The organism is uncultured Bacillus sp., from assembly GCF_958411575.1.
In the GTDB taxonomy this organism is placed as follows: Bacteria; Bacillota; Bacilli; order Bacillales; family Bacillaceae; genus Bacillus; species Bacillus spizizenii.
The window spans coordinates 206438-222498 of sequence record NZ_CATYRA010000001.1; the positions used below are offsets into that span (position 1 = coordinate 206438).

Genomic DNA, 16061 nt, shown 5'->3' on the forward strand with positions numbered 1-16061 from the left:
ACAAAGTGAAGCTGGCCAGAAAGATTAAGAACAGACTTTTCAGATCAAAAAAGAAAACACAAAAAGAAAATACAGCTGTCATTGTCCATCCGGCAGATAACAGGGTTTTTTCTCTTTTTGATAAAACCAAGCGAATTGAAGAAAACCAGCAAGTCCCTGTCAGAAAAATTTCTGAGTTTTCTTGGAATGGTTCAATTCTTAAAATTGCGGGTTATATGTATATCAAGGGCCTGCCGCTTCAAAAAGAGGATCAGGTTCGGAAACGTTTATTATTGGTGAACAACGGTGTTTTATTCACAGCTGTTTCTCTGCGGGATATTCCGGTAGATCAGCTGTCAATTGATACTTCAAATGTGCCAGGGGCCTATAAGTGGGCAGGATTTTCACAGCAAATTAACTTTTCTAAGCTGATGAATGACAAGCCTCTTCCGCAAGGCGAGTATAAGCTGTTTCTCGAAATTGAAGCTGTAGATGACCAAAATGTAAAACATCAGGAAGTGCATACGGTTGGAAACGTCAGCAATTTCCTCTCAAATGATGTGTATGCCACAAAGATGGAATTTCATTCTGCCAAAAAGCTGATGAAGTTCAATTTGATTGTTAACTATGATGAGGGCGAAAAGACCATCAACTTGTCTTGCAACAAACTGCAGGAAATCGATCCGAGCCTTTTGGAGCTGGATACTGGAAAAGAAGCAAACCGCTTTATACGCAAGCTGAATACGAGCTTATTCCATTTTGCTTATGATGTATTCCGCCTGCTGCCGATTAAGTCCAATAAGATCGTCTTTGCTTCTGACAGCCGGCTTGATGTGACAGGAAACTTCGAATTTGTTTATGAAGAACTGCTGAAGCGCGAAGAAAACTTTGATTTCAAATTTTTCTTAAAGAGCAGCATTCGAGATAGAAAAAGCCTGTCTGAACTGATGTCTATGGCTTATCACTTTGCGACAAGCAAAATCATTTTTATTGATGATTTTTATCCGATCATTTATCCGTTGAAAATCCGTAAAAATGCTGATCTTGTCCAGCTGTGGCATGCTGTCGGCGCCTTTAAGACATTCGGCTACAGCCGAATCGGTCTGCCGGGAGGACCTTCGCCGCATTCGAAAAACCATAGGAACTACACGAAGGTTATTGTCAGCTCTGAAAATATCCGGAAACACTATGCAGAGGGCTTTGGTGTAGACATAGAGAACGTCATCGCTACCGGCGTACCTCGAACAGACTTCTTCTTTGATGAAGCGAAGAAGGCATTTGTAAAAGAACGTCTTTATACAGAATATCCGTTTCTGAAGGACAAAAAGGTCATTCTTTTTGCGCCAACCTTCCGCGGAAACGGTCAGCAATCAGCTCATTATCCTTTTGAAGTGCTTGATTTTGACCGTCTGTATCGTGAGTTAAAGGATGAATATATCTTCTTATTCAAAATTCATCCATTCGTCCGTAATGATGCCAATATTCCTTATCAGTACAGTGATTTCTTTTATGATTTCTCTTCATTCAGGGAAATTAACGAGCTATTGCTAGTAACAGATGTTCTGATTACGGATTATTCTTCTGTTTGCTTTGAGTATGCTTTATTAAACAAACCGATGATCTTCTTCAGCTATGATGTAGATGATTATATTCGCAAACGTGATTTCTATTATGATTACTTTGACTTTATTCCTGGTCCGCTTGCGAAAACGTCTGATCAAATGATTTCGATCATTAAAGAAGAGAAGTATAACTTTGAGCAAATTGATTCATTTGTTCATTATTTCTTTGATGATCTTGACGGAAAAGCAAGTGAACGTGTCGTCGATCAAATCGTCTTCCCTCAGGAAGAGGAGCCGGTAGACGATAAAGTCCTTAAAAGATAAATCAAAAACACCTTTTGCAGCTGCAAAAGGTGTTTTTTTTATTGATATTCCGGAACATCATAGTAAAGGGTATAACCGTCCAGCAATGAATACAGGCTGTACATGCGGTTCACTTGTTTGTACGCCCACCCGATGTCTGTTGCGTATTGGTGTGTCGCTGTGGATGACCATCTCATTTTGTACAGTGTGTCCTGATTGTAGGCTGTGTTGTGTATATACGATGAACCTATGAATTTGGCACCGCCGATAATAGCAGCCTCTGGTGTGAACCAGCCTTGCTCGTATGCATATTTAGCGCCGTAGTAATTCGGGTTGCTGTCGTAGGCACCAATTCCGTACATGTTATATACTTTTTTTCCGTTATAGGTTAAACCATTGGCTAAATCGGATGTTCCGTTGCCTGTTTCAAGAAGAGCGTGTGAGATTAAATACAGCTCGTTGATACCGTATTGATTGGCAGCATCGATAAATGCCTTTGCTTTCCCTGTCAGGATGCCTTTGCCTGCAAGCACTTTCTGATTGACCTCAGTAACGCTGAGGCCGGCTGTCTGTGACAGCTTAAGAAATTGGAAGTAGTATTTGCTGTCTCTGGAAAAGTTATTCGGATCCACGTATTGAACCACTTCATCACTGCTTGCGTTTCGCCAGCCTAAATTGATTTTGGCCCAGCCGTTTGTCTGGCTGATGATTTTCACTTTATCGCCTTTTTTAAATTGGCCGATCACGTTCGTCGGGATGACTGCCGGTGTTGACCGGATATTCAGTACATCAGCCGTAACGGTTGAAGTTGCTGTATTAATGTAATTGAGCGATACGTAAGCGGCCCCGTCTGTTTGCGGGCTTACTGTCATTTGTTTTTGGACCATATCACGAAGCGAGAGATTATAATTTGTTTTCATGATTTGCGGGCCATTTTTGATTTTCACGATAGATGATGTCCATCCGTATAATTGTTTTAGCTTTGTTGATGCCGCAGTAGCCGCATCATGGCCTGTGAACTGTTCGTTTAAGCTGATTTTATAGAGTGTATTGCTTTTCGTTGTATAACTTGGGATTAAACTTTGCGTTTTAAGATAGGTTAACCCATTGTTCAATGCTGTTTTGCTGCTGAGCTGAGTTGTTACAATTTTGTATTGTGTATATGCCGTCTCGCCTGTTTTTGCTGTGGTGCCGGCGGCATTGTTTTGTTTGAAAAACGCTAAAACACGGTCAATATCTTCTTGGCTGATGATGGCTCCCGTTATGATCTGATAGCTGCTCGCTGTCGCCTGACCGGTTTTCTGGCTTGTTGCTGATATGTGATTTGATTGAAAGAATGTAAGTGCTTGATTGACTTTCGCTGTATCAAGCAGAGATTCAGTTGTTATTTTAAACGTGTTAGCTATTTGTTTATTTACTGTTTTCGCAGCTGCACTCAGCTGATTTTTCTTTAACATGTTCAAGCCCTTTGTAACTTTTGCTTGATCTGATGTTTCTTCTGAGATGAGCTGATATTGGTTTTCTGCTGTTGTTCCAGTTGCTTTTTTCGTTGCCTTTACTTTTTTCTGAGAAAAGAAGGCTGCGGCTTTGTTTGCTTGCTGCTCGCCTAAAATCTGCGCCGTCGTTATTGGATAGGCTGTAGACATGGTCGTTTTTTTGATGCTGGATGACGTGTAATGCCATTTTTTCTTTTTAAAGAAAGTGTCTATCTTTTGCAGCTGCTGTTTCGTTAACCCCTTCATATTCACTGTATATGATGTGCTTTTGTCAACCTGTTGATAACTGCCTGATACGCCGGTGCTTTTCTTGATTTGGCTGATGGCGTCCTTCACTGTATTCAGCCCTTTGAAATAAGCTGATTGGACATTGTATGACTCAGCAGTTGTTTTTTGTTTGATTGACTTGTAGCTTCCTGTGATACCGGTGCTCTGTTTCAGCTGATTTAATAGATTTTTGGCATTCGCTTCACCTGAAATCGCGGCTGTAGTGAACGTATAATAGGCTTGTCCTTTCACCGTTTCCTTTAATGATGCCTGCAGCCCTGATTCCTTTTGAAATGCGCTTTTGATCTGCTCTGCTTTGCTATTTCCCACAATTGTGCCTGACTGAATGGTTGTGACGGACACCGTGTGGGTGATGGGCTGATAGGAGCTTCTAATCCCCGTTTGCTTAGCCAGACTCTGAATAAGCGCCTTGACTTTTGTCTCATCAGCGATTTCTGATGTCATAATGTTCACATAGGATTGAGCTGCTCCGGAAGCTTTTACAGCGCCAGCCACTCCCGTCTCCTGTTTAAGCTTGGTCAGCAAAGTGTTTGCCTGTTTTTCTCCGGAAATGGCGCCTGAGGTGATGGTGACATAGGGCTGTTTGCTTCCGACAGGGCTTATCGTACCTGTAATCGCTGTCTGTTTGGTGAGTCCGCTCAGTATTGCAATCGCTTCTGGTTCGCTATGAATGCCTGCAGCGGAAATTTGGTAGGTCGTTGTTGTACCTGAAGCCTGATAGGAAGCATCCCAGCCAGTATCCTTTTCCAGTTTGGCGACAGCCTGCGAGGTTTGGCTTTCTGTACTGAACGTTTTTGACGGCTCTACCTCGTATATCGAGTAGTCCGTATACGCTGCAGCCTGGGCAGAACCGGATATGGCAAAAAAGACAAGGGACGCGGTGGACAGAAGCATAGGTGCGATTAATCTCTTTTTCATTCCTTCTCCTCTTTCTTATTCAATGAGTATATAAAACTAGTTTATTTATCGGCACGCATATGCTTCATTTATAGGTGAATCACTTCCATTTTTTAATAAAAAAACTTAATCCCAAAGTGAAATTAAGTTAAATGTGAGACACGATAAGTGTACAGGTTCCTTTAATTGTAAAATCGGGCATTTGAGCCGGCAACATAAAGTGATCGCCTTTTTTGAGCGGACATGTTTCGTCTTCATACATCAGCAAACCACTTCCTTCTATCACGCTGCATAGCAGGAAGGATTCATCCTGAGATAGTTCAGCCTCGCCATTTATGTCCCATTTATATACCGAAAAATATTCCCCTTGGACAAACGTTTTAATGGTTATTCCTTTTCTTGATTCGGTCGATTCATCTATATACCCGTCCACATGAGGTACCGTGGCCGCATTGACCGCTTTGGCAAAATGAAGCTCTCTCGGACTCCCATTGTTATCAAGCCGGTCATAATCGTACACCCGGTATGTGGCATCTGAATTTTGCTGGGTCTCTAAAACAAGTGCACCCTTGCACAATGCGTGCAGCGTTCCGCTAGGCACATAATAGAAATCACCCGGTTTAATTTTGATTCTTCGCAGCAGGCCTTCCCAGTCACCGCTGTTGATCATTGTGACAAGTTCGGTTTTTGAGCGGGCTGTATGCCCGTAGATAATCTCCGCGTTTTCCTTACAGTCGATAATGTACCAGCATTCCGTCTTGCCGAGTTCTCCCTCTTCGTTTTCTCCGGCATAGTAATCATCAGGGTGAACTTTAATTGACATATCTTCCTTCACGTCCAGCAGCTTTGTCAGAAGCGGAAATCGCTCCCCCTCCACGCAGCCGAATACTTCCCGATGCTCATCCCACAGCTCAGTCAGTGTCTTTCCCTTATACGGGCCATTCGTAATTGTGCTCGGTCCTTTTGGATGAGCTGAAATGGCCCAGCATTCCCCTGTTGTTTCTGAAGGAATACCGTATCCAAATATATCTCGTAAAGCGGTGCCGCCCCAGATTTTTTCTTTAAACACAGGCGTTAGAAAAATCGGTGATTGCGTCATGATCCGTACCCCTCCCCTGTAAATAGCTGATCATTATTTTCCCGGTGCGCTCCCCTTACAAACGCCGGATAAGCTGTCTTTTTCCTATGACAACATATGTACAAAGCATTATGTATCAATGACCCCTTTTGAGAAAACGCTTCCTTTTTATTATATCACTTTCAATAGAAGGTTTGTTTCAGCCTTTTCCTTATGAAGAATAATTCTCCTTTTTTGATACAAATTAAGAAAAACCGTCAATCTGTTTTATAAAGGGGAGAGAAACTATGCAAATCGACTCTGATCTCCAGCACAATATAGAAACATTGAAAAAAAAATTGGGGCAAAATGACGATATCATATTTTATACGTTTTCTTTTGGAGACAGCAGACAGAGGGCGTGCCTGTTGTATATTGACGGTTTGACAGAAAATAAGCTTCTGGCGCAATACGTCATTTCTCCATTACAAAGAGATGCGTTAGCCAAAAAAGAAGGCCTGATCGAAGATTTATCCGCTTTTTTTTTCGGCTATCGCCACAGCGTTGTTTCTTCAATAAACGAAATTCAGCAGCTTGTTTTTTCGGGCCAAGCGGTTTTGCTCGCAGACGGTTACGACGGAGGATTGGCATTTGATACAAAAACATTAAAGTCGCGCAACCTTGAAGAGCCTACATCTGAAGTCTTGGAACGGGGGCCAAAGATTGGCTTTATTGAAAAACTGCGGACAAACACAGCACTTTTGCGGGAGCGGACGAGTGACCCTAATCTCGTCATAAAAGAAATGACCATCGGCAAAAGGACGAAAAAAAAGGTAGCTGTCGCTTATATTCAGGATATTGCTCCTGATTATGTCGTAAAAGAAGTGTTTAAGCGGCTAAAGTCCATCATGACAGATGATGTGCCCGAATCTGGCTCAATTGAACAGCTCATTGAGGATGAACCTTTTTCCGTCTTTCCCACAATATTAAGCACAGAACGCCCTGATCGTGTAGAAAGCTCGTTGTTAGAAGGACGGGTTTCGATTTTAGTAGATGGTACGCCATTTGCATTGATTGTACCGGCAACGGTTGATGAATTTATTCATTCACCGGATGATTACAACCAGCGCTGGATTCCAATGTCTCTTATTCGTTTGATTCGCTATACGAGCATTCTGATTACCATTTATTTGCCTGGCTTATATATTTCTCTCGTTACCTACCATACCGGGCTTTTGCCGACAAGAATGGCCATTTCGATTGCAGGCAGCAGGCTGAATGTCCCTTTCCCGCCTTTTGTTGAAGCCTTTAATATGATATTTACGATAGAACTGATCAGGGAAGCCGGGTTAAGGCTCCCAAAGCCGATCGGACAGACGATTGGCTTTGTCGGAGGGGTTGTTATCGGACAAGTAGCCGTACAAGGCCAAATCGTCAGCGCACTAATGGTCATTGTTGTATCCATTACCGCATTGGCATCCTTTACCGTTCCATCATACGCTTATAACTTCCCGCTGCGGATTATTCGTATCGCGGCAATGTTAAGTGCAGCAGTGTTGGGCATGTATGGCGTCATCATGGTCTTTCTGTTAGTAATTGGCCATTTAATGCGTTTGAAAAGCTTTGGCCAGGATTACATTATTCCGATAATGGCACAGCCCGGACAAGATTTAAAGGACACCGTGATTCGCGTCCCTACCATATTTTTAAAAAGAAGACCTACCCGCAAAGGCACAAAAGATAAAATCAGACAAAGGTGATGGCTATGAGGCAATCAGAGGACAAGCTTACATTTATGCAGACGCTTATTATGGTAAGCAGTACAATGATCGGTGCCGGTGTCTTAACCCTTCCCCGCTCAGCCGCTGAAACGGACAGTCCAATCGGATGGATCATGATCCTGCTGCAGGGCGTTATTTTTATTATTTTTGCACTGCTTTTTTTACCTTTTCTTCAACGAAACAGCGAGAGAACAATTTTTGAGCTCAACAGCATTGCAGCCGGAAAATTGATCGGTTTCTTTTTGAATGTATTTATTTCCATTTATTTTATCGGTATCGTATGCTTTCAAGCACGAGTTTTGGGTGAGGTTGTCGGATTTTTTCTTTTAAAAAACACTCCGATGGCAGTTGTCGTGTTTATTTTTCTGGCGGTTGCCATCTATCATGTGGCCGGGGGCGTTTACCCCATTGCGAAGGTATATGCGTATATCTTTCCTATCACTATTATTATTTTCCTTATGCTTCTGATGTTTAGCTCTCGGTTATTTCAACTGGACTTTATCCGGCCTGTATTTGAAGGCGGCTATCGAAGTTTTTTCTCTTTATTTCCTAAAACTCTTTTATATTTTTCAGGATTTGAAGTCATTTTTTATCTCATTCCCTTCATGAAAGATCCCAAGCAGGTAAAAAAAGCTGTCGCTTTAGGCATTGCAACCTCGACTGTTTTCTATAGCATTACTTTGTTTATGGTCATTGGATGCATGAGTGTGGCTGAGGCAAAAACAGTGACGTGGCCGACCATTTCACTCATTCACGCCTTAGAAATTCCAGGGATTTTTATTGAACGATTTGACCTGTTTTTACAGTTAACTTGGACAGCCCAGCAATTTGCATGTATGCTTGGCTCCTTTAAAGGGGCGCATATCGGATTAACAGATATCTTTCACTTAAAAAATAAAAACAATCCATGGCTGCTTACTGCATTGCTGGCTGTTACATTTTTTCTATCAATGTTTCCTGAAGATCTTAATGCCGTGTTTTATTACGGTACACTTCTCGGTTATGTATTCCTAGGTGTCATTGCAATACCATTTCTTATCTGGTTTTTAAGCTGGGTACAGAAAAAACTGGGGAGGGATCAGCTGCAATGAAGACAATGAAGACAATGATGAAGCTTGCAGCAATGGTTCTGATGCTGCAGATGCTCTGCGGATGTTGGGATGTCAAAGATATTGAAAAACTGTCTTTTGCCAGAGGACTTGCGATCGATGAAACTGATGACCATCAGTATAAATTAACGTATCAAAACCTTCTTCCCCAAAGTGAAGACAGCCAAGCATCCGGAAAACCCGAATTTGTCAATGTGACGTCCTACGGGAAAACCATTTTAGAAGCAGTCAGTGATGTATCCATCAAGGACCCTCCTATCTATAGCGACCATTTAAAAGTCATTCTTTTGGGAGAAAAGCTAATGAGGAATCAAAACATTGATCAGGTCTTCAACCATTTCATCCGGGATGATGAGCTGCGGCGCAGCAGCTATTTGATGGCTGCCAGAGGGAAAGCCGGAGATGTTTTTACGAAAGGAAGTCCGAAGCAGCAGCAGACGATGCCTTCCGAAAAGCTGATTGAACTGACCAATAACAGCGGGTATAACGGGAAGATTATGATGCCGCTTCGCATCGGCAGGGCCTCTATCTATTGCCAAAATGGCTACAGTTTTCTCATTCAAGCCATTAGTAACCAAAAGGGAAAAGCAAAGTATGACGGAGCAGGCATTATCAAAAGCGGCAGTAATAAACTCGTTGGATTTCTTTCAGCTAATGAAATCCAGACACTGACATGGGTCATGGGGACGATCCAAGGAGGCGTCATGCCGACGACAGATAAAGGACATCCGATTACATTTGAGATTAAAAAATCGAAATCTAAAATCAAGCCGGCGATTGAAAACGGAAAGCCTGTCTTTCAGATTTCTGTCAAAACAAAGGGTATCCTGACAGAAGACCAAAATCCGAATGAAAATTCCTTTCGTAAAAGCTATTTGCACAGGATTGAGAACATTTTTGAGAAAAAGCTTGAACGCGATGTAAAGAAGGTTATGGATAAACTGCAGCATGAGTATAAAAGCGATCCGATCTTTTTATCGGATTACATCCGGATTCAACACCCTGAATACTGGCATAAAGTAAAAGGACATTGGGATGACATATTTTCTGATGCTGATTTTAAATACGATATTTCTTTCAAAATCGTTAACTTCGGCACAGTAGGACAGTGAGCATTCAAAAGGGTGCGCATGCTCGCGCACCCTTTTTTATGTTTGGACAGTCTGCTGTTTTCCGGCAGATCCTCCCTGTCCGTTTTTGTCCCTTAAATCTTGCTCAATTTCTTCAAGGCTTTTTCCCTTCGTCTCTGTCACTTTAAACCGGACAAATAAGAACGCCATGATACCGATCGCGGCATAAATCAGGAATAAATAACTGATACCGATCGCTTCCATTAATATTGGATAGGTGAGTGAAACAATCAGTGTCCCAACGTGCAGCATCAAAGTCGATACACCGGTACCGATTCCTCTGACATGGAGCGGGAACAATTCAGGAAGCATCACCCAGACAACCGGGCCCCAGCTGACCGCAAAGACAACGATAAACACACCTAGGCAAATGACAGTCGTCCATGAGGCAGCCGCGGTATTATCGAAAAAGAGATTCACCAGCGCGAGAACGATTAAGCTGATCACCATCCCGGCATTCCCGAATAACAATAGCGGCTTTCTTCCGATCTTGTCGATGATTTTAATCGCTATTAACGTCATGAGAACATTGACTGTGCCGATTCCGACCGTTCCTAAAATCGATGCAGAGTTTCCGAATCCGACGTTTGTAAAGGTCTTTGGCGCATAATAGATGATCGTATTTGTTCCGATAAATTGCTGCAGAAACGCCAGTCCCAGGCCGGCAATCAGAGCGGGACGCACCCATGGATCGAACAGCTCCTTCAGGCCGCCTTCATCCTGCTTTTCCGCTTCTTGAATATCATGTATTTCCTGATCAATATCTTTTGTGCCACGCAATTTTTCGAGAACCTTTTTCGCTTTATTTTCTTCGCCATTCGTAAACAGCCAGCGCGGACTCTCGGGCATGAACAAAATGCCAATGAGCAAAAGCAGCGATGGCACAGCAGCCAATCCAAGCATCCAGCGCCACGCTTCGGCATCGGCAAATATATAATTGACAATGTAAGATAGAAGGATGCCGACCGTGATCATCAGCTGATTCAGAGATGACAGCGCCCCGCGCTTATGTTTTGGAGCGAGTTCAGATAAATAGAGCGGCACGATCGTCGTCGATGTTCCGACTGCAAGTCCCAAAATGATGCGAAACAGCACCATGACTCCCGTATTCGGGGCGAGCGCCACACCCAGACCTCCTATACAAAACAGCAGCGCGGCCGCCATAATCGCTTTTTTTCTTCCGAAACGGTCAGTTAGCTTGCCGGCCGCTCCTGAGCCTAATATCGCCCCAACCAATAAGGAGCTGACAACAAGTCCTTCCGTAAAGGCATTCAAGCCTAAGTCCTTTTTCATAAATAAAATAGCTCCGGAAATCACTCCGGTATCATAGCCGTATAACGCGCCTCCAAGAGCGCCGAAAAAATAAAGCCATATATTGGACTGCTTTTTCATAAAAATGACTCCCTTTCTCCATCAGTTGCAATCATTCCAGCTGTGGAGTTTTTTAGAAATCTTTTAGCCTTTTTTTCTGGCTATTAAACCTTTTCATTCTGGCTGATCATGAGTTTCCAATCATTTACTTGTATTTTTTTCAACGTCGTCGAAACATTTTATCTGCTGCGGCGTCCAATATAAGGTGATTCAGCACATTAAAAATATCTATTTTCAACAACAGAAACTTATAAATTTATAAATATAGGAATATTTATCGAAAAATGTCTATCCAGGAGTTGCCCCATGGCAAAATAAATGGTACTCTTCAAATATTAAAGAAACGAGAGGTATTGATATGGAAGAACGAACACACCGCAGAAAGAAAAAGAGAAGACTTAGAAAATGGGTGAAAATCGTTGCCGGTTTGATGGCTTTTTTAATCATTGCGGCAGGATCTGTCGGCACCTATGCTTATGTAAAACTAAACAATGCTTCTAAAGAGGCTCACGTTAACCTTGCACGCGGAGAACAATCAGTAAAACGGATTAAAGAATTTGATCCCGGAAAAGATTCTTTCTCTGTATTGCTCTTAGGAATTGATGCCAGAGAGGAAAACGGCGAAACTGTCGATCAGGCTAGAAGTGACGCGAATGTGCTGGTTACATTTAACCGGAAAGAAAAAACAGCTAAAATGCTGAGTATTCCGCGTGATGCCTATGTAAACATACCAGGCCATGGCTATGATAAATTTACACATGCTCATGCCTACGGCGGCGTTGACCTTACTGTGAAAACAGTTGAGGAAATGCTCGATATTCCCGTCGATTATGTCGTCGAAAGCAATTTCACAGCTTTTGAAGACGTCGTAAACCAGCTGAATGGCGTCAAAGTAACGGTAAAAAGCGATAAAGTCATTCAGCAAATCAAAAAAGATACAAAAGGTAAAGTGGTTCTTCAAAAGGGAACACATACGCTTGATGGAGAAGAAGCACTCGCTTACGTAAGAACACGCAAAGCGGACAGTGACCTTTTGCGGGGACAAAGACAAATGGAAGTACTGAGCGCCATTCTGGAAAAATCAAAATCACTGAGCTCAATCCCGGCTTATGATGATATTGTGGATACGATGGGGAAAAATCTGAAAATGAACTTATCTCTTAAAGATGCCATCGGCTTGTTCCCGTTCCTCACTTCATTGAAATCAGTTGATTCTATTCAGCTGACGGGTTATGATTATGAACCTTCCGGCGTTTATTATTTAAAATTGAATCAGCAAAAACTGCAGGAAGTTAAAGAAGAGCTGCAAAACGATTTAGGTGTATAATGAAAGGGATGGCGATTTACGCCATCCCTTTTTACATATTTTCTTGTTGAAAATAATCAAAGTAACGTTTAGCCTTGGTTTATAAGGATTATGTTTCATAGAAAAGCTGAACATACTACACGAAGCAGCTTCATTTTTAAGGAGGTTCCCCCTACATATGAAATTAATTGCGATTGATTTAGACGGTACATTACTGAATAAAGAGAGCGTCATTTCTGCTGAAAACAGAGCGGCGATCAAGCGGGCCGTTGATGCCGGTATCCTCGTCACCATTTGCACGGGAAGAGCGACATTTGATGTAAAAGCGCTGCTGGAAGACTTAGATATCCCTATCATTGCGGCAAATGGCGGTACGGTTCATGACAAGGGTTACCGCCTGATCAGCCGGACATTAATGGATCAGGAGGCCGGTAAAGCGATCGCTGATTACTTACTGTCAAAAAATATTTACTTTGAGGTATATACAGATGACCATCTGCTTTCTCCTTTTGACGGCGAAGCTAAGCTGCATGCGGAGCTTGATATTCTAAAGAGTGCAAATCCAAACGAGAAGACGGATGAACTGTGGCAAGGAGCCATGACTCAGTTCAAGCAGTTTGGCATTAAACCGATCCCTCATATCGAATCAGTTTTTGACGGCAGTGAAAACATTTATAAGCTTCTTTGTTTCTCCTTTGATATGGACAAGCTGAGACAAGCGAAGGAAGAGCTGAAGCATCATAAAAAACTGGCGCAAACCTCTTCTGGAAAACACATTATCGAAATCCTGCCGGCCTCTTCAGGAAAAGGACGCGCGCTGACAGAGCTGGCTGAAATATACGGAATTGAAACACAGGATATCTATGCGATCGGTGACAGTCCGAACGATTTGTCCATGTTTGAAGTCGCCGGACACCGTATCGCCATGGAAAATGCGATCGATGAATTAAAAGAAAAAAGCACCTTTGTCACAAAAAGCAATGACGAACATGGTGTGGCCTACTTTATAGACCAGCTCCTTTCCGGCCAATATGCATAAAAAAAGACTCCAGAGATTCTGGAGTCTTTGTCTTTTATTGCACCCGTATACTTCCCGCATATTTATCTTTCCAATACGTGCTCGTGTTCATATTGGTAATGGTCACACCGTTTGATAATGTGACATGAACAACTTGTCCATTTCCGATATAGATGGCCGGATTTAGGCTTGTTGATTGGAAGAACACAATGTCTCCCGGTTTCAGGTCTGCTTTCTCAATCTTAGTTCCGGCTTTGAATTGGCTTGTTGCGTATCGAGGCAGGGAAATACCGGCTGCTTTCTGGTATACATACTGGACAAATCCAGCTGTATCAAATCCTGTCTCTGGAGACACTCCGCCCTGTTTGTAAGGAACTTCTCCGATATAAAGTGTCGCCTCAGACACAATCGGATTTTCTTTCGGGATTGTCAGGTTGTTAAATCGGCGAATGCCTGTCATCTTCGATTTCCAATAATCCTCTGACAAGTAGGAAATGGTTACTTTTTCTGACCGGCTTGCCTGAATAAACCTTCCTCCGCCTGCATAAATCCCTGCATGTGAAATTCCCGATTTATACGTATTGCTAAAATAGACGACATCACCAGGCTTTATGTTCTGAGGTGCCACCTTCTCACCTACTGCCCACTGCTGTTCGGCTGATCGCGGCAGATAAATGCCGAGTGCCTGTTGAAACACATATTGGACGAGCCCTGAGCAATCAAAGCCCTCTGACGGTGTGCTTCCGCCAAACACATATGGAATGCCAATATATTTTTCGGCCTCCCGTACGACAGAAACATCAGCGGTTGCCGGATCGGCTGCGATTCGTCTCGCCCCGATATAAGTGCCGCTCCAATAGCTGCTTTTTGCGTAATTGGTAATGATAACCCCTTTTGATTGCGTACTGTGAATCATTTGGCCGTCTCCGATATAAAGAGCGTCATGTGTCGGAGTTGTCCCGCTGCTTCCCTCTTTCTTGAAAAACAAAATATCGCCCGGCTTCAGGTCTTCCGGCTTTACGGCCGTTCCGACTTTATACTGATCGTTCACAGATCTCGGCAGATGAATATCAGCCTTACTGAAAACATATTGAATTAACCCCGAAGGATCAAATCCCTCTTTCGGCGTTTCACCGCCGTATTTATACTGATATCCAAGCAGTTTTTTTGCTTCGCTGATCATCAGTTCAGATGTCATATCAGCCTCCGCAATCTCCGCTTTTGTGATAATTGAACCCGAAAAACTAATGATAACCGCCACAAGCAAAAACTTCTTCCAGTTTGCCAGTGTCTTCACTTTTATTATCTCCTCCTCTGTTTGCAGTTTTAACATCGGTATTTTTTTGAATATATGAAGAGACTTTTTGATATTTTTACAGAATGAATATGCTGGGCAAATAAAAAGAGAATGCCTCATCAGACACTCTCTTTTTTGAATTATTTATTAGTATTTGCCGGTTCTTCCTGCTGTTGGATTTTGTGGATTTCCGTATCAATCTTCTGTTTTTCCTGATCTGTCAGCTGATCATTGAATTTAAAAGCTGACATAAACATGAACACGATAGCTACGGCAACAAACGGCCAGATGGCTTTGACAAATTTCATCTTTATCACTCCGATTATTTAGATTTTAGTTTATCGCTATGATCAACATCAAACGTCAGTTTTCCGTCTTCTACTTCCCATGCGAAATTAGAATCTTTCGTGAGTTCGCGAATAATCGTTTTTTGTTTCAGGCTTCCTTTTTTCACCGGTGCAGGCGTCGCTTCATGGATATCAATCGGCGTCACTTCAAAGTGGCCTGTTCCGTTTTTCTTCAGGTGATACTGAACCAGTGCACTGTCTCTCGTTCTTGTCCAGCCTTGGTCAAAAACAAAGTTGCCGAGGCTGTAGAAAATGACGGTTCCGTTATATACTTCAATCGGTTCTAGAACGTGCGGGTGATGGCCGACAATGATATCAGCTCCCGCATCAGACATAGCTCTTGCAAGCTGACGCTGACGGTCGTTTGGATCATTGTCATATTCTTGTCCCCAGTGTGACTGTACGACAACGACATCTGCATGTTTTTTCGCTTCTGAAATCATAGGGATAAAGATTTCCGGATCTGCGGGAAGCACGCCCGGTGTATTCTTTTTAGCCGCGAAACCTTTGCCGGATACATCTGTGAATCCAAGGGTCGCGATTGTTACCCCGTTTACTTCTTGGTATGAAATATTCTTTTTCGCATCGCTCAAGCTGTATCCAGCCCCAACGATATCGAGGTTATGTTTCGAAAACTCTTCAAGTGTATCCTTCATGCCCTGTGCGCCGTAATCCATGGCGTGGTTATTCGCGCCGTTAAGGACCGTGAAGTTCATATCCTTCAGGACTTTTACTGATTCCTTGTTTGTCTGCAGATGAATTTCTTTTTCTGCTTCCTCATAGTTCTTTTTATAGGTTACCGGGTTTTCAAAGTTTCCGGCTACGTAGTCTGATGCTTTAAAGATAGGCTCAACGTATTGAAAAATGCTGCTTGCCCCTTTTTGTTCCGTGACTCTTTCAACATAGCGGCCCATCATAATATCGCCGACAAATGAGGCTGAGAGAACGTCATCAGAATATGTTTTGACCTTCGGCGTTTCTGCTTTTCCCGCCCACATAAAAGCGAACATGAGGACAAAAACGATCGGAATGGCAATAAATACGTGCTTATTGGTTTTCTTTTTTTGCTGTTTTGTCAGCTTCAGCAGCTTTTCATGAAAGCTCAGTTCTTTTTTCATCG

Annotated in this window: 12 protein-coding genes; 6 read left to right on the top strand and 6 right to left on the bottom strand. The window is 42.7% G+C overall.

All coding sequences use genetic code 11. The annotated features are described in order from the left end of the window. The first annotated feature begins 5 nt into the window (after positions 1 to 5). Positions 6 to 1865, top strand: a complete 1860-nt coding sequence (locus Q5C82_RS00985) for a CDP-glycerol glycerophosphotransferase family protein (protein ID WP_003219619.1) — start codon at positions 6 to 8, stop codon at positions 1863 to 1865. Between the two features lie 38 nt (positions 1866 to 1903). Here the strand turns inward: Q5C82_RS00985 and Q5C82_RS00990 are convergent, their stop codons facing one another. After that, positions 1904 to 4546: a glucosaminidase domain-containing protein gene (locus Q5C82_RS00990; RefSeq protein WP_013308059.1), complete on the bottom strand. Its 2643-nt coding sequence runs from the start codon at positions 4544 to 4546 to the stop codon at positions 1904 to 1906. A 127-nt stretch (positions 4547 to 4673) separates the two neighbouring features. Then, entirely contained in the window at positions 4674 to 5624 is a 951-nt protein-coding gene (manA, locus tag Q5C82_RS00995; protein ID WP_003219613.1) for a mannose-6-phosphate isomerase, class I, read from the bottom strand. Positions 5625 to 5890: 266 nt separating this feature from the next. Between manA and Q5C82_RS01000 the strand changes: the two genes are divergently transcribed. From Q5C82_RS01000 to Q5C82_RS01010, 3 genes are read left to right on the top strand one after another with little or no spacing between them, the layout of a single operon-like run. Next, positions 5891 to 7342, top strand: a complete 1452-nt coding sequence (locus Q5C82_RS01000) for a spore germination protein (RefSeq protein WP_003219610.1) — start codon at positions 5891 to 5893, stop codon at positions 7340 to 7342. Positions 7343 to 7347: 5 nt separating this feature from the next. Beyond that, positions 7348 to 8454, top strand: a complete 1107-nt coding sequence (locus Q5C82_RS01005) for a spore germination protein (protein WP_003219608.1) — start codon at positions 7348 to 7350, stop codon at positions 8452 to 8454. 5 nt (positions 8455 to 8459) lie between these two features. Then, a complete protein-coding gene (locus Q5C82_RS01010) occupies positions 8460 to 9584 on the top strand; it encodes a Ger(x)C family spore germination protein (RefSeq protein ID WP_032727385.1) in 1125 nt (374 codons plus the stop codon). Between the two features lie 36 nt (positions 9585 to 9620). Here the strand turns inward: Q5C82_RS01010 and Q5C82_RS01015 are convergent, their stop codons facing one another. Then, the gene (locus tag Q5C82_RS01015) at positions 9621 to 10994 is read right to left on the bottom strand and encodes a sugar porter family MFS transporter (protein ID WP_003219605.1); all 1374 of its coding nucleotides are present in this window, start codon (positions 10992 to 10994) and stop codon (positions 9621 to 9623) included. A 337-nt stretch (positions 10995 to 11331) separates the two neighbouring features. Between Q5C82_RS01015 and tagT the strand changes: the two genes are divergently transcribed. Both tagT and ywtE read left to right on the top strand, forming a co-directional pair. After that, positions 11332 to 12300, top strand: coding sequence for a polyisoprenyl-teichoic acid--peptidoglycan teichoic acid transferase TagT (gene tagT / locus Q5C82_RS01020; RefSeq protein ID WP_003219603.1), 969 nt, complete (start codon positions 11332 to 11334; stop codon positions 12298 to 12300). A gap of 157 nt (positions 12301 to 12457) precedes the next feature. Further along, positions 12458 to 13318, top strand: coding sequence for a 5-amino-6-(5-phospho-D-ribitylamino)uracil phosphatase YwtE (gene ywtE, locus Q5C82_RS01025; RefSeq protein WP_003219601.1), 861 nt, complete (start codon positions 12458 to 12460; stop codon positions 13316 to 13318). Between the two features lie 34 nt (positions 13319 to 13352). On the opposite strand, the gene Q5C82_RS01030 is transcribed toward ywtE, so the two are convergent. From Q5C82_RS01030 to pgsA, 3 genes are all read right to left on the bottom strand, one after another. Next, complete coding sequence (locus tag Q5C82_RS01030; protein WP_003219600.1) at positions 13353 to 14594, bottom strand: C40 family peptidase; 1242 nt, start codon at positions 14592 to 14594, stop codon at positions 13353 to 13355. A 140-nt stretch (positions 14595 to 14734) separates the two neighbouring features. Beyond that, positions 14735 to 14902, bottom strand: coding sequence for an extrachromosomal elements maintenance protein EdmS (gene edmS / locus Q5C82_RS01035; RefSeq protein WP_003219598.1), 168 nt, complete (start codon positions 14900 to 14902; stop codon positions 14735 to 14737). Between the two features lie 14 nt (positions 14903 to 14916). Next, positions 14917 to 16059, bottom strand: a complete 1143-nt coding sequence (gene pgsA, locus Q5C82_RS01040) for a capsular polyglutamate synthetase PgsA (protein WP_003219596.1) — start codon at positions 16057 to 16059, stop codon at positions 14917 to 14919. Between the last annotated feature and the right edge of the window lie 2 nt (positions 16060 to 16061).